Origin of the sequence: Nocardia albiluteola (assembly GCF_018860155.1) — a bacterium.
GTDB lineage: Bacteria > Actinomycetota > Actinomycetes > Mycobacteriales > Mycobacteriaceae > Nocardia > Nocardia albiluteola.
Genome location: NZ_JAHKNI010000008.1, coordinates 114391 through 135313 on the forward strand (window position 1 = coordinate 114391; position 20923 = coordinate 135313).

Below are 20923 nucleotides of genomic sequence, written 5' to 3' on the forward strand. Positions count from 1 at the left end.
TAGTATTCAACGAGATTCGTTGTAGATACGTTGCGTTATGTAACGCCAAACGTAAACGTATTTCGAAGGCGGTCAATGGGGGGATTCTTCGATCCTGACCGCCGATAACGTTCACTTATCGGGGGTCAGCACGGAACGAATCGAATTGAGTCCCACCAAGATTCGTTTCGTGTTAATTCGTTCGATATGACGAAACCAACGCTACGATTTCCCGGTGACGACGATGTGCAACTACCCGGGCTGCTCCCGAACGATCACCCGCGGCGGCGGGCCCGGACGGCCCTCGGAATACTGCGACCACCCCGAGCACACCCGCTGGCGGGCCTGGCGGGAGCGCCAGCGCCTGCAACAGGAGGAAGCCCAGACCCCGGCCGCGAACGTCACTGTGACGCAACAGGGTCCGGTCACCGTCGCGCGGCTGCGCGCCGATGAACTGCTCACCCAGTTCCGTACGCTGGCCGAGCAGCTCGGCGGCACGCTCACCACCGCGGTCGCCGAACTGTCCACCCTCGCCGATCCGTCCGTCGCCGAGGCGCAGGTCCAGGCCGTGCAGGCCGAGGCCGCGCGCCGGATCGCCGAGGCCGATGTGGCCGCCGTCGCCGCCGAACAGGCCCGCCGCGAGGCCGAGCAGGCCCGGGCGGCGGCCGAATCTGCTGCCGAGGATGCTGCCGCGGCCGCCGAGAATGCCGAGGCCCGCATCGCCGAGGCCCTCGCCACGCGCGACGACGCGCTCGCTGAGGTCCAGCGCATCACCACCCGGGCCGCCGACGACGTATTCGCCGCGCGCACCGACGCCGAAGCTCAGATCCGCACCGCACGCCGCGAGGCGGCGCAGGATGTCGAGCGCGCTCGCGAACAGGCTGGCGAGGAGATCGCGTTGGCCCGACAGAATGCCGCCGCCGAGGCCGAGCGCACCAAACGCGAGGCCGCCCAGCAGATCACGGCCGCCGCCGCAGAGCGCGATCTGGCGGTGCAGCGCGCCGCCGACGCCGACCGCGCCATCGACCGCGCCGAGGCCGCGGTCGCCGACCGCAACCAGGCCCTCGCCGAATCCCGTGACGACCTCACCCGCACCCGCGCCGAAATCACCGCCGCCCGCGCCGAACTGGCCGACCTCCGCCGCGCCGCGGCCGCCGACCTCGCGACCCTGCGGGCCGGACACGCTACCGCCCTGGCCGCCGCCCACCAGGAATCCGCCGACCGCCTCGCCACCCTCGACGACGCCCGCGCCCAAACCCTCGCCCGCGCAGAACGCGCAGAACGCCTCGCCGACGAGCTGCTTGCCCAGGCCCGCCCCGGCGCCGCGGTTGCCGAGTGATCCCACCGCTGTACCACCAGCTGGTGCTGCTACGCACGCCCGCACAGCCGGAGCTTGCGGAGCGGGCGGCGAACGCCGCGGTGCTGGCGGCACAGGGCGGCGCGTTCGGGGGCTAGGCGGTCCGCGCTTCAGGCCCCGGGCCGAGGATCCAGCAACGGACGGATCAGTTCCGCTCCCTTATGGCTGAGCCAGTCGCGGAAGCTCAGCAATCCCGCGTGCAGTGCACGTAGTTCATCGATATCGATGTCGGGGACGCTGCCGTCGCCGCTGTTGATCAATTCGTAGCCGCGGGCGAATCGCTCATTGATGCGGCGCAGCTCCTCGATCGGGCGTTGGATGTAGGGGACCGACCGCCCGACGGCGGCGCCGACCTGAGCGGCGACCTCGGGCGGCGTCAGTGCGTCACCGACCAGTTCCAGTGTCCGGCCACGATAGTCAGCCGGACTCCGCAACGCGAGTGCGGCGAATGCGCCGATGTCGTCGAGCGCGATGAACTGCTGGCGCACATGGGCAGCGGCGGCGGTGCGCAGCGCGCCGTCTCTGATCCCGACCGTGGCGGACTGCGTGATCAGGTTCTCCATGAAGGAGCTCGGCCGCAGCACCGTGGCCGAGACGCCCGACGCGGCGATGTATTGCTCGATCTCCCATTTGGCCGGCTGCCCGCCCCGGTCGGCACCCAGCCCCGAGCTGTAGACAAGATGCGCCACACCGTATTTCAGCGCGGCATCGGTAATGTCCTTGCCCGCCTTCACCTCGTCCTGTTCCGGGGCCAGCCCCCCGGGGTGCACGCTGTACACCCCGTAGACGCCATCGATGCAGCGCTCGATCGTCGCGGGTTCCTCCAGCGAGCCCTCGATCACCTCCGCACCCGCGGCCGCCAGCGCCTGAGCCCTGACGCTGTCCGGACGGCGAGTCAACGCCCGCACCCGCCATCCGTCGGCGAGCAAGCGGTCCGCGACGGCCCCGCCCTGCTGCCCGGTCGCGCCGGTAACGAAAACAACCTGATCCATGCGTCCTCCGTGGTCGATCTGCGGGTAATCGGGCAGGCAGGCCGCGATAACCGGAGAGGTTTCTCCCCTTACGGACTATACGGAGAACTCTCTCCATTTTGCAACGCGCGGCCGCTACGATCGAGGAATGGATGACAACCCCGGGCCGGTCGCCAAGCCGCTGCGCGCGGACGCGCGCCGCAACCGCGATCAGGTGCTGGCCGTCGCTCGGGAGATGCTGGCGACCGACGGCTCGTCGGTGTCCTTCGACGAGATCGCGCGCCGCGCCGGGGTCGGTGTCGGCACCGTGTACCGGCATTTCCCCACGCGCAACGCACTGTTCGAGGCAGTCGTTCTCGGCCGCGTCGAGAAGTTCGCCGAGCGAGCACGCACGCTTTCGGCGGCCGGTACCGCACCGGCGGAGGCATTCGGCGGGTACTTCGCCCATCTCGTTGGCGAGGTCGCCCTCAACCAGGCACTGTGCGAAGCGGTCGACGGCGGTGACAACACAGCCATCACGATCCCCGGCCACCTCCTGGACGACTTCCATCGGTCGTTCGAAACCCTGCTCGCACAAGCGAAAGAGGCAGGGGCGATACGGCCCGATGTCGATATCGCCGACGTGCTGGATCTGCTCATCGGCGTGGCGGTAGCCGAGCGGCGCGCCCGATTGCGCGGCGCCCCGAACCAGCTGATCACAGTCGTGCTCGACGGGCTTCGCGTCCCATAACCGGCTACAGGACCCGCAGCCGCGGATCGCGTCAGTCCGCGCGGTAGGCGCGGATCGTGTTAGCCGCGGTGTTCGAGTTTCGGAGGTCTTCGAGGAACGTGTCGATGTGCACCGAAACCGGAGGAAGACCGGCCCTGGAATACCCTTTCGCGACGCAGGGTTATGAGTGCCCGACGGTCGCGGACGAGGCGCGGCAACTGAGAAGAGCGAGGACGGCATGTCGGCAGGGCGGATCGCGATCATCGGTGCGGGCAATATCGGTGCGACACTGGGTGGCAAGTGGATTGCCGCCGGGCATTCGGTGTTGTTCGGGGTCCGCGATCCAGAGTCTTCGAATGTCGCGGTCGTGCGGGAACGGCTTGGCGACGCCGAAATCGCCACGATCTCCGAGGCTCTCAGAGACGCCGACGTGGTACTGCTGGCGGTGACCGGAGCCGCGGTGGAGCAGGTGGTGGCCGATTACGGGAAACTGCTGGACCGCCGCATCGTCATCGATGCCACCAACCAACTCGTCAAGGGTGCGGCCGAAGCCACGGGCGAATGGGGCGAACGCAAGACCCTCAACAGTTTCGACATCATCCAGAAGCAGGCACCCGATGCCGCCCTCTACCGCGCGTTCAACGGTTACGGCTGGGAGGTGTTCGCCGAGCCGGTCTTCGGCGACCGGCGCGCCGACCTGTTCTACTGCGGGCCTGCCGAAAACCAGGTGCTCGTCGAGCAACTGATCACGGAAGTCGGACTGCGTCCGGTACGCGTCGGCGGCACGGAGGAGGTCGAAACCGTCGACAGCACCCTGGCCCTGTGGGCGGCGCTGGCGGTCTTCGAGGGCAAAGGCCGGGCGAACGTTGCTTTCGGTGTACTGGAACGGTAAGGACCCGTGATCGTATTGGTTAGATGAGCAGGTCGTCGGCTTCGGTGCGGCGGTAGATGACCCGGCAAATGCGTTTTTCTCCCTGTCAACATGCGGGATTCCGGTGGTTTTTCTTCGGGCAGGCGGTGTCGCTGTCGGGCAGCGCGATGGCCGACCGGTACTCCGGCGGACGGTGCTGCTGGTGACCACCGCGGGTTCGGCGCTCACCCAGGGCGGTGTCGCCGCGCTTTTGTTGACCGGACACGATTGGTTGCCCGCGGTGGCGTTGCTGGACAGGCGAATTCGCTGTTGGGTATGGCGCGTAACGCCACGAAGCGATGGACGATGCAGTCGCTCGAAGCGGCACCGCCGCGTCGACCATCGAACAGCTCATTCGCTCACTCGCCCAAATCAGCGCCTGCTACCCGATCCTGCTCGGCGGGCACGGCATCGACACATCAGCAGGCGACCAAGACTCGCATCGAGCTACCGACCTCGATACCGCTGCGCTTGTCGAACGCTTTGAGGCCCAGATTGTTCGCGGCCAGCGCGATCACAGCATCCGAAACGATCTTGCACCAGACATCTTGCGCCACGCGATATTCGGGGCAATCTCCAGCTCGTTACGCCCCGCGCTACAACACGGCTCCGGCGGTCGACTCACCTATGAGGACATCACTGAGCAGGTTGTCGCATTGCTCGTGAGGGGCCTGCAACCCTGAAGTCATACAGTCCGGTGCTTGGCAACCCAAACGGAAGACGGACTTCCAGGCCCTGGTCGAGGCACTCGTCGATGCGCAGACCGAGGGGTTGAGGCAGCGGCTACTGGCCGCCCTCGGCATGCCACCCGGGACTCGGATACTCGAAATCCCGCCCGGCCCGCTGGACTCGACGATCGATTGCGCAATGCGATGGAACAACCGATGCGGCACCGGCATTGCTCCACACCAGTGCACACATCTACCGGTCGTGCTCACGCTGCTCGGTAGTACGACGGAATCGATCCGCCGCCACGCGATATGGTCGGTGGGCAATGCGGGGCCGGGCACGGCGAATCTACTACGGGCGATGGGGGAGTTGGAGCCGTTGCGACGCCGGATGAGATTGGAGATGCTTGCCGAATACGGTTGGGACCAGATCGGCGCGAAGGATCTGCTGGCGCTTGAGCGGTTGATCCGGATGAAGCAGCGCGTCGAGACACCCCAACCATTGCGTCGGCAACAGTTGAACGGTGCCTGGTACGCGTTGCCGACCACCGATCAGGCCGCGGTCCTGGACGCACTCGACCTCATCGATCCGGTGCCCGCGACGATGCGTATGGGATTTGCTCCGTGGCAGGGGCAGGATTATTCGGCCGTCAACCCGTCCGGCTGCTTCAGTCCCCACTTCGGCGTCTTCGTCACCCCGGCCTTGGACGGCTGGACCTTGGTCCTGTGTAAGGACGAGATCCTGGGCGGGGACCGATCACCCTCGACCTCGCTGCAGAGCCGGTACCGGTTGTACCGGCGGATGGAAGATCTGAGCGAACGGTTCGGAGCCGCGCACCTGTTCGAGCTGGCCGATCAGGATTTCACCGAGAATACGTGGAGCCAGTGGTGTATCGCCCAGGACGGCCACATCATCATGCACTGCGTGTCGTGCGACGACGTGCGGGTCTACCGCTGCGAGGAAGACGACCCCGTGGATACGCTCGAGGAGTTGACCGAGTGGATTGAGGCCAACGCCCACACCGGCGAGCCTCGCCCCGAACAGGAGGTCCTCGCTCGGGCGGAGGCGTACGCGGCCATGCTGGACGAGCGCTGCGGAGACGACCGCCTGCCGGGGATCGAGGAACCGGAGTATCCCGCGGGGGCGGACCCCGGGCAGGATCTGCTGTTCGGAGCATGGATGGTGAGCCGTCGACTGTCGATAGACCTGAGCGGCCTCGGCCCGCACACCACGGTCGAGGGCACCGGGGTAATGGTGCTGCCGCGTGCACGCCAACACCCGCGTCACGGCATCCTGCCGATCTGAGACCCCGCGAATTGCGGTCGGTCCCAACAAAAGACTGGCCGCGCGGAACGGTCGGACCGTAGGGTGCCGCACATGGCAAGTCGCATTTCCGAATTGATCATCCCGTGCCTGGATGCCCCGCGGCTGGCGGAGTTCTGGTGCCAGGTACTGGATTTCGTCGTGCTCGATACCACCGACGGCGCGGTGGAGATCGGGCCGCGAGAAGGGTTCGGCGGACTGCAGCCCACCCTGATCTTCAGCCCCACCACCGAGCCCAAGGCCGGCCGACTGCGAATCCACTTCGATGTCAACGCCACCGACCGCGATCAGGACGCCGAACTCGAACGCCTCCTGGCGCTCGGGGCGCGCCCGGCCGACATCGGCCAGACCGGTGCGGAGCAGTGGCACGTCCTAGCCGACCCCGAGGGCAACGAATTCTGCCTCCTGCGGGCCCGCCTGAGCTGATCGGGATCACGCGCGGTCGAGTTCGAGACCGATTGCGCCGGTGAGCAGTTCACGAGCGCGCTCCAGGTCGATGGAGCCACTGTGCCAGCGTTCACTGAGTCCCTCGACGAGGGCGGTGAGGCGTTCGGCGGCAGCGGCGGGGTCGATGTCGGGGCCGATCGTGCCCGCGCCCTGCGCCTGCCCGATGAGCTCCGCGATGTCGGCGTTCCACGCGTCGGTGGTGGCGTGCAGGGCCTCGCGCAGGTCGTGGTGGAAGACGGCGCTGGCCCGCAGTTCACCCCAGGCGATGCTGGTTTCGCGGACCTCGTCGGTGTCCTGTAGTTCGAGCAGCAGCATGGTGACGATCCGGGTGCGGGGATCGTTCTCCGCGAGTGCGGGGTCGGTGTAGCGCACGGCGCGGTGATTGATGTGCTCGAGCGCCGCATGCAGCACCCCACCACGATCCTGGAAGTGGTAGTAGATGAGCGCGGTGGACACACCCGCCGCGGCGGCGAGCTTTTCCACGCGCAGCCCACGTACTCCATCGCGAGCGATGACGCGTACGGCGGCCTCCAGGATCTGAGTTCGACGATCGGACATGATTCCTCACAGTAGGGCGCAGGTGCGGCTACGCCGCGGGCTCCTGCTGGGTGGTGCAGTGGATTCCGCCGCCACCGGCCGCGATGGCGTCGATGTCGATCTGCACGACCTGACGGCCCGGGAACAGCCGCCCCAGGGTGGCCGCGGTGGCCGCATCGGTGTCGGAGTCACCGAATTCGGGCGCGATGACCGCGCCGTTGCACACGTAGAAGTTCACATAGCCGGCCGCGAAGTCGTCCCCGGCGCCCTTCACCCGGATGGTCGAGGGCCCCTCCAACGTCTCCACCCGCAGTGTGCGACCGCGGGCGTCCGTGGCCGAACGCAGGATGTCGAGGTGACGGCGGGTGACGTCGTAGTCGAATGACGTCTCGTCGTTGTCCAGGCCCGCGACCACGACGCCGGGCCCGGCGAAGCGGGCGTAGAAATCGGTGTGGCCGTCGGTGATGTCGTGCCCCGCGATGCCGGGCAACCAGATCACCTTCTCGATGCCCAGCAGGTAGGCGAGCTCCTCCTCGACGTCGTTCTTCTTCCAGCCCGGGTTGCGGTTGCTGTTGAGCACGCAGCTCTCGGTGATGATCGCGGTGCCCTCGCCGTCCACCTCGAGGGCACCGCCCTCCAGCACCAGATCGGTGCGTACCCGCTCGACCCCCGCGCGTGCGGTGACGAACTGCGCGACTCGGGCATCGCGGCTGTGTCGCTGCTTGCCGCCCCAGCCGTTGAAGTTGAAATCGACCCCGGCCCGCGCGCCGTCGCCGGTCACGAACACCGGGCCGGTGTCGCGCATCCACAGATCATCGATCTCCGCGGCGATCAGCTCGACGTTCGCACTCCCGATCAGACCCCGGGCCACATCCATGTCCGCGGTCCGCACCAGCATCGACACCGGCTCGAACCGGGCGATGGTGGTGGCGACAGTGGCGAGGTCGCGTTGCACCTGCGGTAGCAGGTCGGGGCCCCAGATCCGTTCGCTGGCGCCGAAGGCCATCCATGTCCGCGCGTGCGGACGCCCCTCCTCGGGCATCATCCACTTTCTCCCCTCGTGCCTGTTGCTGGTAGGCCCGCTCTGGTCGCCGCAAGCTGCCAGCAGCAGGCCGCCGATTGTGGCCATCGACTGCTGAACGAATGTGCGTCGCCGCATCTCGGGGGTCTCCTCGCGTGTGGACTGTGGACACGACCCTAATTCCTGACTGAAATTTCAGTCAAGATGGGAGTGTGTGACGTGGCCGACTTCCGCGTCACGAGGATCGGCGAGGCGAAGCTGGATCGCCGCAGCCTCGATAGGGTGACGCGGGTGGCGAGGATTGCGTTTCTGGGGTTGGGCCGGATGGGATCGGGGATGGCCGGGCGGATGGTGGACGCCGGGCACGAAGTGCGGGTCTACAACCGATCGGCGGGCGGTGTAGCGACTCTCGTTGCGCGCGGAGCTGTTTCCGCCGAGACGCCGCGGTCCGCGGTGCAGGATGCGGAAGCGATCATCTCCATGGTCGCCGACGACGACGCTTCGCGGGCGGTGTGGTCGGGGCCGGACGGGGCGCTGGCGGGTGCGCCCGCCGCGGGCGCGTTCGCGATCGAATGCTCCACGCTCTCGCGGCCGCATGTGCTGGAGCTTGCGAAAGATGCTGCCGCGCATGGGCTTCGGTATCTCGACCTGCCGGTCACCGGGCTGCCCGCGGCGGCCGCGGCCGGGAAGCTGACGCTGTTCGCGGGCGCTGACGCCGCAGACCTCGAGGCCGCCCGCCCGCTGCTGGAACCGTTGTGCACCAGCATCGTTCGCTTCGGAGAGGTGGGCGCGGGCACCGCGTACAAGCTGATGCAGAACCTGCTGGGCTCGATCCAGATCGCCGCGACCGCGGAGGCGCTGCGCACCGCCGAGCTGGCCGGCCTGGACCTGCCTACCGTCGTGGACGCCCTGTCCCGCGGCGGCGCGGCGAGCCCCACCGTCGTGCGGATCAGCAGGCTGATCCTGGAGAATATCCACGACCACGACATCGACTTCACCGCGGCCCTGCGCCTGAAGGACACCCGCATCGGCGTCGAGCTCGCCGAGGCGCTCGGCAACCCCGCCGCCCTCGGGCACACGGCCCTGGACATCTTCACCCGGCTGGTCGCGGCCGGGCATGGGGAGCTCAGCGAGACCAAGGTCATCGATCTGCTGCGCGAATGATCTCGCGGAACGAACCCGGCCCCGGGTGTTCGGGCCGGGGGTGGCAGTAATCCTGTGCACCGTCCGGCAGCGCGCTGGCACGGCAGCAACCCCCGCGCCAACCGGCGGCGGCGTCCGCGCGCGAGAGGTTGATGTGGCAGGCTCGTACGCATGGTGAATGGGCAGGTGGTCGGGCTGTGAATCGCGGAGTGCTGGTGACGGGGGCGTCGCGGGGGATCGGGCGGGCGATCGCGAAAGCGTTCGCGGACAACGGCGACCGCGTCGCGGTCCACTATTCTTCGCGACGCGAGGACGCCCAGGACACCCTGCACGATCTGAGCGGTGACGGCCACGTGCTGATCGGCGGCGACATCGGCGACCCGGCCGGGGCCGCGGCCGTGGTGGACTCCGCGGTCGTCGCGATGGGCGCGGTGCACGTGCTGGTCAACAACGCGGCGGTGAACCTGCCGCAGCCGCTGGCCACCATCGACTACGACGGGTGGCAGGACGCGTGGCGCCGCACCGTGGACGTGAATCTGCTCGGCACCGCGAACGTATCCTACTGCGCGGCAAGGCATATGATCGACCGAGGGATATCCGGGCGCATCGTCAACGTCGGTTCCCGCGGCGCCTTCCGGGGTGAGCCGGACCATCCCGCCTATGGCGCCACCAAGGCCGCGGTGCAGGCGCTCGGGCAGTCCCTGGCGGTCGCGCTCGCCCCCTTCGGGATCGCCGTCGCCTCGGTCGCGCCCGGATTCGTCGCCACCGAACGGGTCGCGGACCGGGTGACCGACGCCGTGCGCGCACAGAGCCCGTTCGGACGTGTGGCCGAACCGGCCGAGATCGCCGCCGCCGTAAGGTATCTCGCCTCGCCCGAAGCTGTCTGGAGCTCGGGGGCGGTGCTGGACGTCAACGGGGCGTCGTACCTGCACTGAGCGCGACCAGCACTCGCATCGCCGAACGGCACACGGTCGCAGCGCCATTCCCGGCGGGGCGACCGTAGCGGCATTCGGTGCCGAGTTCGTTCCCGAGCCGGGTTCGTACATCGCCGAACTCTTCGGCCACGCCGACTGACGCCGGCCTCGGGGAACATCGGTACAGCGGTTGGCGCGTCAAACGATCGTTTACCGACAGCGACAGAGTGCGGCAGCTGCGCTCGAAGTGCTGTGCGTGCGGGGTGTCCGAGGTGTCGGTTCGCCAATCGTCGACCGAGGGTGCCGGAGGTCCGGTGGAAGTCCCCGGACCGCACTCGGGTGCGGTGCAGCCGAAGAGCTATTGCCGCCGCTGGTCTACCGGACCTTCGCACAGGCGCGCATCTGTTCGGCCAGCCGTCCGAGTTCGGCGACCGTTGCCGGGGAGGCGTTGCTGAGCCCGCTGTTCACGGCGGTCGGGCTGCGCAGGAAACGCCGCAGCAGGGCCACGAGCAGCCCTTCCGGCAGGGTCTGCAGTGCAGCGAACGCGCGGGGGACCGGCGACGTCGGCATGGCGGCCAGGTTCTGCCGCACCAGGTGGAGCATGCCGCGGACCGCGTCGGGGTCGTGGGCCAGCGCCACCGGGCCGCCCGCCGCGCGCACCTTCTGCCCGAGTGGCACCTCGAACGCGGCGTGTGTCTTGAGCCAGGCATCCATCCGCGGCTCGGCCTTGGCGTTGATCCCGGCGGTGCGGAACTCCCGGACGATCCGTGCCAGTCGCGGGGTGGTCCGGCCGTCGGGTTCGCCGATCGGCATCGGGACCCGGCTGGTCATGAAGGTGGTCGCGCGGGGGCGGACCACGTCGCCGTCCATCGTGCCGGCGACCGTGGGGAAGCCGAGCAGTACTCGCTCGTGGCCGATCGCCTCGCCTAGCGGCTCCGCGCCAGCCGCCCAGTTGTGCAGGAACAGCACGTCGCCTTCGAGGCCGGCGAGCGACTCCAGCACCGCGCCGACCTGATGGGTGCGCACGAGGACGGCGGTCAGGTCGTACCCGCCTGCCGGGTGCTCGACCACCGGTACCGGTACCCGCCTGACGGCAGCGCCGTCTCCGTCGGCGAGCTGCACGCCGTGCCGGCGCAGCGAGGCCAGGCGCTCGCCCCGGGCGAGGAGCGAGACGTCGAGCCCGGCTTCGTGCAGGCGGGCGGAGAACAGGCTGCCGCAGACCCCGGCGCCGTATACGAGCAGTTTCATGACAGCCTCTTCCGCATGAGTCATACGTTCGTTTCAATCGAACGTTTGTATAGTACGACATATGGCGCTACCCGATACCCGGACCAAGATCCTCGACGCGGCCGAACACCTCTTCGCCGAGCGCGGCTATCGCGGCACCTCGGTCCGCGCGGTCACCGACCTCGCCGGAGCGAACCTGGCCGCCGTCGGCTATCACTTCGGCTCGAAGGCGGAACTCCTGGCCGCGGTCGCCCGCCGCGTGACCGAGCCCATCACCGCCGCCCAGAGCGCCGGGCTCGACGAACTGCTCGCCCGGACTGCGGACCCGCAGGTCGCCGAACTGGTGGAAGCATTCGCAGGGCCGCTCTTCGACGAGATGCCCGCTGGCAGTGAGAGCGGAGCCCGGACGTCCCGGCTGATCGTGACGATCCTCAGCGACCCGGCCGAGGAAGCGCGCAGCTGGACCGGCCCGGACGAGGACGCGGTACGTGAGCGCTACCTAGCGGCTTTCGCGCGCGCACTGCCCAGCCTTGCCCCAGAGGAGCTGGTGTTCCGGATGCGGGGGATCTTCGCCGTGACGGCCGTGGACCGCGTCGAGGTCTACCACCGGCCCTCCCTGGCCTGCCCGACGGTGACGGCGGGCGAGGAGGCCCGGCGCTGGGCGATCACGTTCCTGACGGCAGCAATGAGCGCACCACCGACCCGGGCCGGTCGGTAAGTCTGGGACTTGCACCGCGGGGCAAAGACAGCACACCGGAGGCCGGCCAAGGCGAGGGCCGCAAGCGAGCGAAGCTCCCAGCCGGTGTGCTAGCCGACCATGATCGATCCCAGCGCCAACCGCTGCACCAATGTTCCCCGAGGCCGGACACGCGCAACCTCGCACGTCGGACCCTCTTGCGCCACCACTACTCAGTGTTACTATTTACTGGTAATCAGCAACACTAAGTAGTGCGAAGGTGGTTCATGGGCAAACAGATGACCGAAATGCTCAAGGGCACGCTCGAGGGCATCGTCCTGGCGATCCTGGCCGTGCGGGCCGCATACGGGTACGAGATCACCGCCTGGCTACGCGAGCAGGGCTTCGCGGACATCGCCGAGGGCACCGTCTACGCCCTGCTGGTCAGGGTCGAGAAGAAGGGGCTGGTCGACGTGGAGAAGGTCCCGTCGGAAAAGGGCCCGCCGCGCAAGGTGTATTCCCTCAACGCGCGGGGACAGGAATATCTCGACGAATTCTGGGGGACCTGGAGCTTCCTCTCGGAACGTCTCGAACAGCTCCGCGAAGGAGGCAGATAGATGTCGACACAACACACTCCGGCGATCCACGTGCAGGGGCTGGAGAAATCGTTCAAGGACCTGAAAGTGCTGCGCGGCGTGGACTTCGATGTCGCACCCGGGAGCATTTTCGCACTGCTCGGCTCCAACGGCGCGGGCAAGACCACGGTCGTGAAGATCCTGTCGACGCTGCTGAAGGCCGGCGCGGGAACGGCCAGGGTCAACGGGTTCGACGTCGCCGCGCAACCGCAGGAGGTGCGCGAATCCATCAGTCTCACCGGGCAGTTTGCCGCTGTCGACGAAATCCTCAGCGGCCGTGAGAATCTCGTGCTGGTCGCACGGCTGCGGCACCTGAAGAACCCCGGCGCGATCGCCGACGGGCTGCTCGGGCGCTTCTCGCTGACCGACGCGGGCGCGCGCAAGGTGTCGACCTACTCCGGTGGCATGCGCCGCCGCCTCGACATCGCGATGAGCCTCATCGGGGACCCGCCGGTCGTCTTCCTCGACGAGCCGACCACGGGCCTGGATCCCGAGGCGCGTCTCGAAGTGTGGCAGGCCGTGCGGGACCTCGCCGGAAAGGGCACGACGGTGCTGCTCACGACGCAATATCTGGACGAGGCCGAACAGCTCGCGGATCGGATCGCGATCCTGCACGAGGGCCGGATCCTCGTCAACGGCACCCTCACCGAGCTCAAGGCGCTGCTGCCGCCGGCGCAGGTCGAATACGTCGAGAAGCAGCCCACCCTCGAGGACGTCTTCCTCACCCTCGTCGGCGCCGACGGCAAAGCGGCGGCACCGGCAGTCACATCCACGGCACAGACCATCAAGGAACACCGATGAACAGACACTTCTTCGGCGACACCGCCGTCCTGCTCGGGCGCACCCTGCGTCACGTCACCCGCAGCCCGGACACCATCATCACGACCGTCATCACGCCGATCGCCATGCTGCTGCTGTTCGTGTACGTGCTCGGCGGCGCGATCAACACCGGAATGCATTCGTATGTGAAGTACATGCTGCCGGGCATTCTGCTCATCACGGTCGCCTCGGGCATCGCCTACACCACATACCGGCTGTATCAGGACAAGAGCGTCGGCATCTTCGAGCGCTTCCAGTCCATGCCGATCGCACGATCGTCGGTGCTGTGGGCGCACGTGCTGACTTCGCTTGTCGCCAACATCATTTCGCTCATCGTCGTGGTGCTGGTCGCGGTGCTCATGGGCTTCCGCTCCGGCGCGGGAGTGCTGGCCTGGCTCGGGGTCGCGGGCATCATGGTCCTGTTCACCCTCGCGCTGACCTGGGTCGCGATCATCCCCGGCCTCACCGCCAGCACCCCGGACGGCGCCAGCGCGTTCTCCTACCCGCTGATCTTCCTGCCGTTCATCAGCTCCGCATTCGTGCCCACCCACACGATGCCCGGCCCGGTCCGCGCCTTCGCCGAACACCAGCCGGTGACCTCGATCGTCAACACCATCCGCGCGCTGTTCACCCAGCAGCCCGTCGGGACCGGCATCTGGACCGCGCTGGCCTGGTGCATCGGCATCCTGGTCGTTGCCTACCTCGGCGCGAACGCCATCTACCGCCGCCAGATCTCCTGAACCGAAATGGCCCCGCCCCGGTAGTCCAGGGCGGGGCCATTTCGGTTCGATGCCGTTGCGGGACAATCGATTTCGGCGGGGTGGCGCGCTACGATCCAGGGGTCGCGACGCCGGAGACGGGCTCGGGGACCGTCGGTGTTCCGGGTGGCGGATTCGCGGTAAGTACCACCCGGGCGCCATCGGCGGGAATGTGGGTGATGTTGCGGATGCGGCCGCGCTCGGAGTGCGCGCCCGGCGGCAGCGACAGGGTGTAGCGCGACAGCACCTCGCGCAGGACGACGGTGCCCTCCATCAGCGAGAAGCCCGCGCCGATGCAGCGGCGCACCCCACCGCCGAAGGGCAGCCAGGTGTTCACTGCGACGCTCCCGTCCAGGAACCGGTCCGGGCGGAATCGATCCGGTTCGGGATGACGCTGCGGATTGCTGTGCGCGAGCAGGATCGAGGTCGCCACGACCGTGCCGCGAGGCAGGTCCCAGCCGCCGATCGTCATGTCTCGGGTCAGTTTGCGGGCCACGCCGCCGATGACGGTGCGCCGGCGCATCGCCTCCTTGAGCACGGCCTCGAGATATTTCTCGTCACCCTCCCGGGCGGCCCGGCGCGCCCGATCCTGAATATCGGGCGCGGCGGCCAATTCGTGCATGGCCCACGCCAGCGCCGAGGCGGTCGTCTCGTGGCCCGCGAGCAGCAGGGTGACCAGCTGATCGCGCAGCTCCGCATCGCTCAGCGGAGTGTCCGCCGAATCGTCCCCGGCTCCGGCCGCCAACAGCCTCGAGAGCACATCGGCGCCGGGAGCGGACTCGGAATCGGCACGGCGGCGGTGGATCTCGGCGTAGAGCAGCTCGTTGATCCCGTCCTGGTTCTCCCGCATCCGCCGCCACGGACCCACGGTCTGCAACCGCGGCCAGATGCCGCCGAACAGCATCAGCGGATTGATGTCGACCAGCCGGCGCAACCGCGGGGTGAGCTGATCGCGGCGCTGCCGGTCGCTGACGCCGAACACCACGCGCATGATGACCTCGAGGGTGAGCTCGTTCATCGCATCCAAGGTCGGCAGGGTCTGCCCCGGCTGCCAGCGACTCACCCGCGCCGCCGCGATCTCCTCGACCAGGGCCCGGTAGCCGCGTAGCGCCGAGGCCCCGAACGCGGGCATCAGCAGCCGTCGCGCGCGGGCGTGCTCGGCCTCGTCGGTCAACAGCAGCGAATGCTCGCCCATGACCTGCCCGAGCACCCGATTGCCCTCCCCGGCATGCAGATCCGCCGGATCCCCGGCGAAGATCTCCCGGATGTGATCGGGCCGGGAGAACACCACCAGGTGCTCGGCATAGGGCGGGGTGAGCCGGAGGGTGAACACATCACCGAAACGCTCGGCCTGTGTGGCCAGGAACCGCGCCCGCCACTTGGCGTACACCAGCGTCTGCAGCAGCCGCGGCAACCGCGGGCCGGGGGGATACGCGGTGTTCACAGCTGCCTCCTGACCGGACGCCACGGCGGCGTGACGACCGGAACCCTGTCTATCACGGGCCGCCCACGATCCGCGACGTGCCTCGGAAGGATATTCGGGCAATTTCGTGGCGAAGTAACCGCTATCGCGAATGTCCTGTTTTTCGCGATCTCAGCGAAAGTGTGGCGCATAAAGCGCAAATACTAAGCAACTAGCCTGTGTTGCTCATATCATGCTGCTATGCCCACCTTCCGAGTGACCGGCCGCGCCGACAATTTCGTCGGAGACGCCTGGCAAGCCGCATTCGCGATCGGCTGTGCATCGGTGGCCCTCGGGGTGGTGATGATGGTGTGGCCCGGCAAGTCGGTGCCGCTGGCGGAGCTACTCTTCGGCGCGGCGGTACTGCTGACCACCGCCTGGCAGCTGGTGGTGACGTTCCGGGGCCGTATTCGCCCGGGACTGAAGGTGCTGGAATTCTTCACCGCGCTGCTGGCGGTCCTGCTGGCGGTGTGGTGCGTGCAGAGCGGTGACTGGGTGTCGCTGGTCGCGCTGTGGGTCGGCCTGGCCTGGGTGATCCGCGGCATCGTGCAGGCCACCGTCGCGGTGTGGTCCGACGCCCCGGTACGCACCTACGGCCAGGAGGTGGTCGGCGTGCTGACCATGATCGGCGGGCTCGCGGTCATCGTCTGGCCGATCGACACCCTCGACGCGCTGGCGGTGGTGGCCGGTGTGATTCTGATCCTGTTGGGCGCCAGCGAGATCCGCATCGCCTCGCGAATCGACCGGCCCGCGCCGGCCGCCGGCCCCGTGACCGTGCACGGGCTCCTGCGGTCCCACTCCTGACCGCGGCCCGTACCGTCGAGGCATGGCAGTCATACACCACACCACGCTGAGTCCGTCCAAGGTCGAGCTGCTGCACGCCTGGCTGCCGGGCCGGGCGTGGTTCCGCGGCGGCGATATCCTGGATCTGGTGCGGGCCGGGGGATTCCGGCTCGACGATCCGGCAGGGGAGGTGGGCATGGAGTTCTACCTCGTCACCGATACCGGCACGGGCACCACCTATCACGTGCCGATGGCCTACCGCGGCGCGCCGCTCGACGGTGCGGACGACGCGCTGATCGGCACCACCGAGCACGGCGTGCTCGGGCGGCGCTGGGTGTACGACGGCGCCCGCGATCCGGTGCTGGCCGAGCAGGCGCTCGAGCTGCTGGCCGGGCGGGCCCAGGCCCAGGACCAGGACGTCAGTAGCGCACCGGCAGCGCCGGTCTATCTCGTCCCCGCCGAGGTCGGTACGCCGATCAGCCTGCGCATCAACAGGATTCCCGTGGAGGACGGGGAGCCGGACGGCCGGCGCGGCCTGGTCGGGTGTTCGTGGCGAACTCCCGAGGGCGGCGTGCGGCGGGGTATCCTGCTGGAGGCGGTCGCCGTGCCCGGAAGGACATAGGAAATGGCAAGCAGGGCAACACTGTTCACATTCATGGCGGTCGCCGCGACGGCCGCGCTGGCCGGATGCTCGTCGACCACCGCGAGCGGCCCGGCGACAGTGTCGCCGAGCACGTCGGCGGGCCCGGGCACCACCACGGCTCCGCCCGCATCCTCCGCATCGCAGAGCACCGAGCAGAGCGCACCCTCGCAGGGCTCGGCCGCGACGGAGATGTCCCCGTGCGCCGACGGGCAACTCGTGGTCAGCGCCCAGAGCATGGGTGCGGCGATGATGCACCGCGGCCTGCAGCTCAGCTTCACCCTCGCCCCCGGCGCGGCGGCCTGCACACTCAGTGGCTACCCCGGCGTCGATACCGGCGCGGGTGGACCGGTCGTGCATGCCCAGCGCACCATCGGGAATCTCGGGGCCAGCGTGTCCCAGGTGGTCGTCGTGCAGTCCGGCCACCCCGCCCGCGCCGTGGTCGAGGCCAGCGCCATGGGCCCCAACGGCACCGAATGCACGAACTACTCCACCCTGCTGGTCACCCCGCCCAACGTCACCCAGTCGCAGACCGTGACCTTCACCCTGCCCGGCTGCGAACTGCAGGTGCATCCGGTCACCCCGTAGGTCAGTACTTGGCCGGCACGCGCACCGACGGACACCTTCGCCGGATAACTGTCGCGGGTGCGGCAGGCGCGCCCGGCCGTCGCGCGCTGCGCGGTGGCACACCGACGATCTCGACGTCCGGTCGTGCGCTCGGGTCGGACGCAGCCGGCGATCTGGGGTTTCGGTAGTAATCGCCGAAAAAGCAACGGATATGCGTAATCTGTTGGTAGAGAGCTAGTTTCGTGCTCGGGATGCGTGTTCGGGCTGGTAGTGCTTGGCTTGGCGCTGATGTGGCTGGTCGGCGTGGTGCAGGTCGGGGTTCGTGGCGACGCGGGTGTTCGCGGACGAGGAGTTCGCGCGTCTGCGGGAGTTCCCGGAGATCAGCCGCGCAAACTCGACCGCGCGTCGGACGCCCGATGCCGGTCAATCCCCCAGCGTCCCACTGATGTTCAGGTAGAAGCTACGTAACGTCACCGCGGGCTTCCTGCTGCGGACCCGGATCCGAACCACCGCATCCGGCGCATTCGCGGCGACGAGAATCTGGGTCTCCACCATGCGCGACCGTGGTGAGTCCGACAGTTCTCCACGTGCGACAACCGCTCCGTCGCACTCTATTTCGAGCAGATCGGCCTCGGCGTCCTCGTCCGTCCGTGCCCACGCGAACAGTCGATAGGCGATGCCGGGCGCGAGACCGCCGCCGCCGAGCCGGACCGTCACACCGTCGGCGGCGATCAGCGGAACAACGTCGCCGGTCCGCCCGAAGACGTCCTGGTCACCACCCGAGATGCTGACACGGTCCCACGGCAGTGGTGAACCTGCGCTCAGCTGCACACCGGCCCGATCGTGGCCACCATGGAGGGACGCGGACGGCGGCCCGCCGTAGCGATGCGTCCAATCACCGATCATCGTCCACCGCACGCCGAGTGGGTTCAGTACCGAACGGGCATAACGGTATTCACCAGTCACGAGTCCGGTCAGGAAGTCGGCCATGGTGCCGTCGTACCTGGTCCAGATCGCGGGGCCGTGCAGATGCGCGAGCACCGTCCAACCGTCGGGATCCGCACCCTCGGTGACCCAGAAGAACATGTCGCCGTTGGTACTACCGCCCCACTGGAGCAGACCTCCCGGCTCCGGATAGCCGAACAGCGGATTGCCGTCCTCGTCGTCCTCGTGGAACACGCCGTTGGCGATCAGGTCCTGCGCGTTGTCGATCAGCGACATGAGCCGAACCTGACCATTGGTCCGCCGCGACGCCGGATACAGCACATACAGATCGCCGATCCTGCCGTTGCCGTAGTTGTCGATGAAATCCCGATAGTCCGACGGCAGCCGGACTCCACAGGCCGATTCGATGTCGTCCCACGGCGGCGGCACCGCTGCGGGCAGCGGTGACGGCGCCATGATTCCCCTCAGCCGGGCAACCGACTCGCGCATTCCCGAACTCCTTCCGAAATCCCTTTCGCCACACAGTCTGCCAACTGCTTCGGGGAGGCTTCGGGGTAGGTCCGAAGCGCGTCATGACGGTGGTGTCGAAGAAGCCGGTGATGGCGGCGATTCTGTCCGCGGCCCGCTCGCATCGCACTGGTCTCCTCACCGCTGCCGTAAATGAGTTCATCAAGACGGCAGAAATCCTGGAGCTGTCACGAGCCGCAAAGTAGATCGGGAGTCCACCGGGACCGTGTCGGTTCCTGTCGTGCGCGACAGGCGTCGCGGCCGGTAGGTTGTCGCGCATGGGGACGAGTGTGACGGTGTTCAAAGCCGTGCTGACCGACCATGACCCGGAGGTTCGCAGGTCGCTGCTGGAGGCGCCGATCGCGGAGTACGACGCTGATACGCTGCGCGGAATGTTGCGGGCGGCGCAGGAGGTGTTGGCGGATGAGAGTCTGTTCTACGCGTGGCCGGATTGTGCACTGGTGCAACACATGCTGGATCCGGGATTGTTGCGGACCAGCGAGCTCCGGACTCGGCTGACCGATACCGACGCCGGAGTCCGGCGCGGTGTCTGGCTCACACTCTGCGACCGCATGTATATGCTTCACCGGTCGAGCGACTATTTCCAGGTCGCCCTGGAGGTTTTGGCTGATGAGGCCTATGCCTACGCGTGGCCGGACTGTATCGCGGTGTTACGCGGGTTCAAGGACTGGCATTCGGTACTCGTATTCCAGCTGATTGTGAGGGTATTGCTCGCTGACTCGGCCAACGGTCTCGGAGCACGGTTGGCGAGTGCCATCGGCCTGCCGAACGAGATGTATCCGCCGCGGTTGCCCGAACCGGTGCCCGAGTCGGGCTCGGTGTGTTGCGGGCTCTGCATGTCGGGGCAGGAACAGCGCGAGATATCGGCGGCACGATGCCGACAGGTGGCCACTCTGGTGACAGTGTTGTCCAGCCCGGTGGAAGCGCTGCGTCGATTGGCAGCGAAGAAGTTGGTCAGGCTGGGGCCGGGTGTCGCCGGGGTGCTGCGACAGGTCCGGCGCACTCGGGTCCCAGGCAGGCGGGCGGCGCTGTATGCACTGGCCGAGATCGGTTGGGACGAGGTCGATCCATCGGATCGAGCCGTGGTCCAGCGCGCGATCCGGGTCCAGCAGCTCGGCGAGATTCCCGAACCCGTGCCCGAACCGCACGGAACCTGGTACGCCGTGCGCACCACCGATCGCGCGGCTGTCTTGGCCGCGTTCGACCTGTGCGATCCGGTCGAGGTATCGATGCGCGTGGGGTTCGCTATGTGGAACGGCAGCGAGAATCGGGAACTGAGCTATCGGGAAGTGTTCGTCACGCCCGCGCTGGACGGCTGGATCTTGGTGATGACCGCTGAGGAGATGCTCGACGAATCGCACGAGGACGCCCACCGCCGCTGCGTCGAACTGAGCCGCCGGTTCGGGGCCGCTCACTGGTACAACGCGCCCTCGGACTTTGAGACCTCCGGCTGGTGTGTCGCTGAAGACGGCGTCATCGTGCGGTACGTCCACTCTGACGATGAGCCCGATGGCATGGAGATCGGGCCCGGTGCATGCGACACGGACGAGTTGCACGCCTGGCTGACCGACCGCGACCAGGGCCGGCGCGAGCCGCCACCCGCGCACACCCCTCGAATACCGGACGGACTGCAATACCGCCTGAGCCAGATTCAGAGGTCCGGCATCGATCCAGGCGAGCAAATTCCGGCGGACGTTGCGGCCGCGGAGGCTGTCGCTCGCGACGGGATCCCGCGCCGACACATCGGACTCAACATTGCGGATATCGCGCGCCGATTGTCCGTCGGCCCGGAAACCCTCGGCCCAGGGACAAGGGTCGAGGGCACGGGCGTGCTCGCCGTGCCCGCCGCCCCGCACCCGTCCAAGCGCTACGGCGCACTGCCCTGGTTTGTGGCCATGTGACG

Annotated in this window: 23 protein-coding genes; 17 read left to right on the forward strand and 6 right to left on the reverse strand. The window is 68.0% G+C overall.

The genetic code is table 11. The features are described from left to right. The first annotated feature begins 223 nt into the window (after positions 1-223). A complete protein-coding gene (locus KO481_RS23865) occupies positions 224-1318 on the forward strand; it encodes a coiled-coil domain-containing protein (protein WP_245401470.1) in 1095 nt (364 codons plus the stop codon). Positions 1319-1446: 128 nt separating this feature from the next. On the opposite strand, the gene KO481_RS23870 is transcribed toward KO481_RS23865, so the two are convergent. Then, the gene (locus KO481_RS23870) at positions 1447-2328 is read right to left on the reverse strand and encodes an NmrA/HSCARG family protein (protein WP_215919845.1); all 882 of its coding nucleotides are present in this window, start codon (positions 2326-2328) and stop codon (positions 1447-1449) included. 127 nt (positions 2329-2455) lie between these two features. On the opposite strand from KO481_RS23870, the gene KO481_RS23875 reads away from it, so the two are divergent. From KO481_RS23875 to KO481_RS23895, 5 genes are all read left to right on the forward strand, one after another. Further along, positions 2456-3037, forward strand: a complete 582-nt coding sequence (locus tag KO481_RS23875; RefSeq protein ID WP_215919847.1) for a TetR/AcrR family transcriptional regulator — start codon at positions 2456-2458, stop codon at positions 3035-3037. A 217-nt stretch (positions 3038-3254) separates the two neighbouring features. After that, the gene (locus KO481_RS23880; RefSeq protein ID WP_215919849.1) at positions 3255-3908 is read left to right on the forward strand and encodes an NADPH-dependent F420 reductase; all 654 of its coding nucleotides are present in this window, start codon (positions 3255-3257) and stop codon (positions 3906-3908) included. Between the two features lie 317 nt (positions 3909-4225). Further along, the gene (locus KO481_RS23885; protein ID WP_215919851.1) at positions 4226-4609 is read left to right on the forward strand and encodes a hypothetical protein; all 384 of its coding nucleotides are present in this window, start codon (positions 4226-4228) and stop codon (positions 4607-4609) included. A 346-nt stretch (positions 4610-4955) separates the two neighbouring features. Then, the gene (locus tag KO481_RS23890; protein WP_215919853.1) at positions 4956-5900 is read left to right on the forward strand and encodes a hypothetical protein; all 945 of its coding nucleotides are present in this window, start codon (positions 4956-4958) and stop codon (positions 5898-5900) included. A gap of 72 nt (positions 5901-5972) precedes the next feature. Further along, the gene (locus KO481_RS23895; protein ID WP_215919855.1) at positions 5973-6344 is read left to right on the forward strand and encodes a VOC family protein; all 372 of its coding nucleotides are present in this window, start codon (positions 5973-5975) and stop codon (positions 6342-6344) included. 6 nt (positions 6345-6350) lie between these two features. Here KO481_RS23895 and KO481_RS23900 read toward each other — a convergent pair whose 3' ends face one another. After that, positions 6351-6923, reverse strand: coding sequence for a TetR/AcrR family transcriptional regulator (locus KO481_RS23900; RefSeq protein ID WP_215919857.1), 573 nt, complete (start codon positions 6921-6923; stop codon positions 6351-6353). 28 nt (positions 6924-6951) lie between these two features. Beyond that, complete coding sequence (locus KO481_RS23905; protein ID WP_215919859.1) at positions 6952-8061, reverse strand: agmatine deiminase family protein; 1110 nt, start codon at positions 8059-8061, stop codon at positions 6952-6954. A 153-nt stretch (positions 8062-8214) separates the two neighbouring features. Between KO481_RS23905 and KO481_RS23910 the strand changes: the two genes are divergently transcribed. Together KO481_RS23910 and KO481_RS23915 are read left to right on the forward strand one after the other, a co-directional pair. Beyond that, positions 8215-9087, forward strand: coding sequence for an NAD(P)-dependent oxidoreductase (locus KO481_RS23910; RefSeq protein WP_215919861.1), 873 nt, complete (start codon positions 8215-8217; stop codon positions 9085-9087). 176 nt (positions 9088-9263) lie between these two features. Beyond that, a complete protein-coding gene (locus tag KO481_RS23915; RefSeq protein ID WP_308166759.1) occupies positions 9264-10001 on the forward strand; it encodes an SDR family NAD(P)-dependent oxidoreductase in 738 nt (245 codons plus the stop codon). Between the two features lie 354 nt (positions 10002-10355). Here the strand turns inward: KO481_RS23915 and KO481_RS23920 are convergent, their stop codons facing one another. Then, positions 10356-11228 carry a ketopantoate reductase family protein gene (locus tag KO481_RS23920; RefSeq protein WP_215919865.1) on the reverse strand — a complete coding sequence of 291 codons (873 nt, stop codon included), beginning with the start codon at positions 11226-11228 and terminating at the stop codon, positions 10356-10358. Positions 11229-11289: 61 nt separating this feature from the next. Here KO481_RS23920 and KO481_RS23925 point away from each other — a divergent pair, with 61 nt between their 5' ends. From KO481_RS23925 to KO481_RS23940, 4 genes are all read left to right on the forward strand, one after another. Beyond that, on the forward strand, positions 11290-11925 hold the full coding sequence (locus KO481_RS23925; protein ID WP_215919867.1) for a TetR/AcrR family transcriptional regulator: 636 nt from the start codon (positions 11290-11292) through the stop codon (positions 11923-11925). Between the two features lie 245 nt (positions 11926-12170). Further along, entirely contained in the window at positions 12171-12500 is a 330-nt protein-coding gene (locus KO481_RS23930) for a PadR family transcriptional regulator (protein WP_215919869.1), read from the forward strand. Then, positions 12501-13319, forward strand: coding sequence for an ABC transporter ATP-binding protein (locus KO481_RS23935; protein WP_215919871.1), 819 nt, complete (start codon positions 12501-12503; stop codon positions 13317-13319). After that, positions 13316-14077 (forward strand): ABC transporter permease, encoded by a 762-nt coding sequence (locus KO481_RS23940; RefSeq protein WP_215919873.1) that lies wholly within the window; start codon positions 13316-13318, stop codon positions 14075-14077. The genes KO481_RS23935 and KO481_RS23940 overlap by 4 nt, the downstream gene beginning before the upstream one ends. Before the next feature lie 88 nt (positions 14078-14165). Here KO481_RS23940 and KO481_RS23945 read toward each other — a convergent pair whose 3' ends face one another. Further along, positions 14166-15539, reverse strand: a complete 1374-nt coding sequence (locus KO481_RS23945; protein WP_215919874.1) for a cytochrome P450 — start codon at positions 15537-15539, stop codon at positions 14166-14168. A 219-nt stretch (positions 15540-15758) separates the two neighbouring features. On the opposite strand from KO481_RS23945, the gene KO481_RS23950 reads away from it, so the two are divergent. The 3 genes from KO481_RS23950 to KO481_RS23960 are packed head-to-tail and all read left to right on the forward strand — an operon-like array spanning position 15759 to position 17568. Beyond that, on the forward strand, positions 15759-16361 hold the full coding sequence (locus tag KO481_RS23950) for an HdeD family acid-resistance protein (protein ID WP_215919875.1): 603 nt from the start codon (positions 15759-15761) through the stop codon (positions 16359-16361). Between the two features lie 22 nt (positions 16362-16383). Continuing rightward, positions 16384-16962 (forward strand): maltokinase N-terminal cap-like domain-containing protein, encoded by a 579-nt coding sequence (locus tag KO481_RS23955; protein ID WP_215919877.1) that lies wholly within the window; start codon positions 16384-16386, stop codon positions 16960-16962. Positions 16963-16965: 3 nt separating this feature from the next. Next, a complete protein-coding gene (locus KO481_RS23960) occupies positions 16966-17568 on the forward strand; it encodes a DUF4232 domain-containing protein (protein WP_245401416.1) in 603 nt (200 codons plus the stop codon). 402 nt (positions 17569-17970) lie between these two features. On the opposite strand, the gene KO481_RS23965 is transcribed toward KO481_RS23960, so the two are convergent. Continuing rightward, positions 17971-18981 (reverse strand): SMI1/KNR4 family protein, encoded by a 1011-nt coding sequence (locus KO481_RS23965; protein ID WP_215919879.1) that lies wholly within the window; start codon positions 18979-18981, stop codon positions 17971-17973. A gap of 83 nt (positions 18982-19064) precedes the next feature. Between KO481_RS23965 and KO481_RS23970 the strand changes: the two genes are divergently transcribed. Together KO481_RS23970 and KO481_RS23975 are read left to right on the forward strand one after the other, a co-directional pair. Then, on the forward strand, positions 19065-19205 hold the full coding sequence (locus KO481_RS23970) for a hypothetical protein (protein ID WP_215919881.1): 141 nt from the start codon (positions 19065-19067) through the stop codon (positions 19203-19205). Positions 19206-19277: 72 nt separating this feature from the next. Then, positions 19278-20921, forward strand: coding sequence for a hypothetical protein (locus KO481_RS23975; protein ID WP_215919883.1), 1644 nt, complete (start codon positions 19278-19280; stop codon positions 20919-20921). Positions 20922-20923 lie beyond the last annotated feature (2 nt).

What these genes read in the sequence shown, in the direction of transcription:
- KO481_RS23865 (WP_245401470.1), top strand. Translation starts at nt 224, where the DNA reads ATGTGCAACTACCCGGGCTGCTCCCGAACGATCACCCGCGGCGGCGGG.
- KO481_RS23870 (WP_215919845.1), bottom strand. Translation starts at nt 2,328, where the DNA reads ATGGATCAGGTTGTTTTCGTTACCGGCGCGACCGGGCAGCAGGGCGGG.
- KO481_RS23875 (WP_215919847.1), top strand. Translation starts at nt 2,456, where the DNA reads ATGGATGACAACCCCGGGCCGGTCGCCAAGCCGCTGCGCGCGGACGCG.
- KO481_RS23880 (WP_215919849.1), top strand. Translation starts at nt 3,255, where the DNA reads ATGTCGGCAGGGCGGATCGCGATCATCGGTGCGGGCAATATCGGTGCG.
- KO481_RS23885 (WP_215919851.1), top strand. Translation starts at nt 4,226, where the DNA reads ATGGACGATGCAGTCGCTCGAAGCGGCACCGCCGCGTCGACCATCGAA.
- KO481_RS23890 (WP_215919853.1), top strand. Translation starts at nt 4,956, where the DNA reads ATGGGGGAGTTGGAGCCGTTGCGACGCCGGATGAGATTGGAGATGCTT.
- KO481_RS23895 (WP_215919855.1), top strand. Translation starts at nt 5,973, where the DNA reads ATGGCAAGTCGCATTTCCGAATTGATCATCCCGTGCCTGGATGCCCCG.
- KO481_RS23900 (WP_215919857.1), bottom strand. Translation starts at nt 6,923, where the DNA reads ATGTCCGATCGTCGAACTCAGATCCTGGAGGCCGCCGTACGCGTCATC.
- KO481_RS23905 (WP_215919859.1), bottom strand. Translation starts at nt 8,061, where the DNA reads ATGCGGCGACGCACATTCGTTCAGCAGTCGATGGCCACAATCGGCGGC.
- KO481_RS23920 (WP_215919865.1), bottom strand. Translation starts at nt 11,228, where the DNA reads ATGAAACTGCTCGTATACGGCGCCGGGGTCTGCGGCAGCCTGTTCTCC.
- KO481_RS23925 (WP_215919867.1), top strand. Translation starts at nt 11,290, where the DNA reads ATGGCGCTACCCGATACCCGGACCAAGATCCTCGACGCGGCCGAACAC.
- KO481_RS23930 (WP_215919869.1), top strand. Translation starts at nt 12,171, where the DNA reads ATGGGCAAACAGATGACCGAAATGCTCAAGGGCACGCTCGAGGGCATC.
- KO481_RS23935 (WP_215919871.1), top strand. Translation starts at nt 12,501, where the DNA reads ATGTCGACACAACACACTCCGGCGATCCACGTGCAGGGGCTGGAGAAA.
- KO481_RS23940 (WP_215919873.1), top strand. Translation starts at nt 13,316, where the DNA reads ATGAACAGACACTTCTTCGGCGACACCGCCGTCCTGCTCGGGCGCACC.
- KO481_RS23950 (WP_215919875.1), top strand. Translation starts at nt 15,759, where the DNA reads ATGCCCACCTTCCGAGTGACCGGCCGCGCCGACAATTTCGTCGGAGAC.
- KO481_RS23955 (WP_215919877.1), top strand. Translation starts at nt 16,384, where the DNA reads ATGGCAGTCATACACCACACCACGCTGAGTCCGTCCAAGGTCGAGCTG.
- KO481_RS23960 (WP_245401416.1), top strand. Translation starts at nt 16,966, where the DNA reads ATGGCAAGCAGGGCAACACTGTTCACATTCATGGCGGTCGCCGCGACG.
- KO481_RS23965 (WP_215919879.1), bottom strand. Translation starts at nt 18,981, where the DNA reads ATGCGCGAGTCGGTTGCCCGGCTGAGGGGAATCATGGCGCCGTCACCG.
- KO481_RS23970 (WP_215919881.1), top strand. Translation starts at nt 19,065, where the DNA reads ATGACGGTGGTGTCGAAGAAGCCGGTGATGGCGGCGATTCTGTCCGCG.
- KO481_RS23975 (WP_215919883.1), top strand. Translation starts at nt 19,278, where the DNA reads ATGGGGACGAGTGTGACGGTGTTCAAAGCCGTGCTGACCGACCATGAC.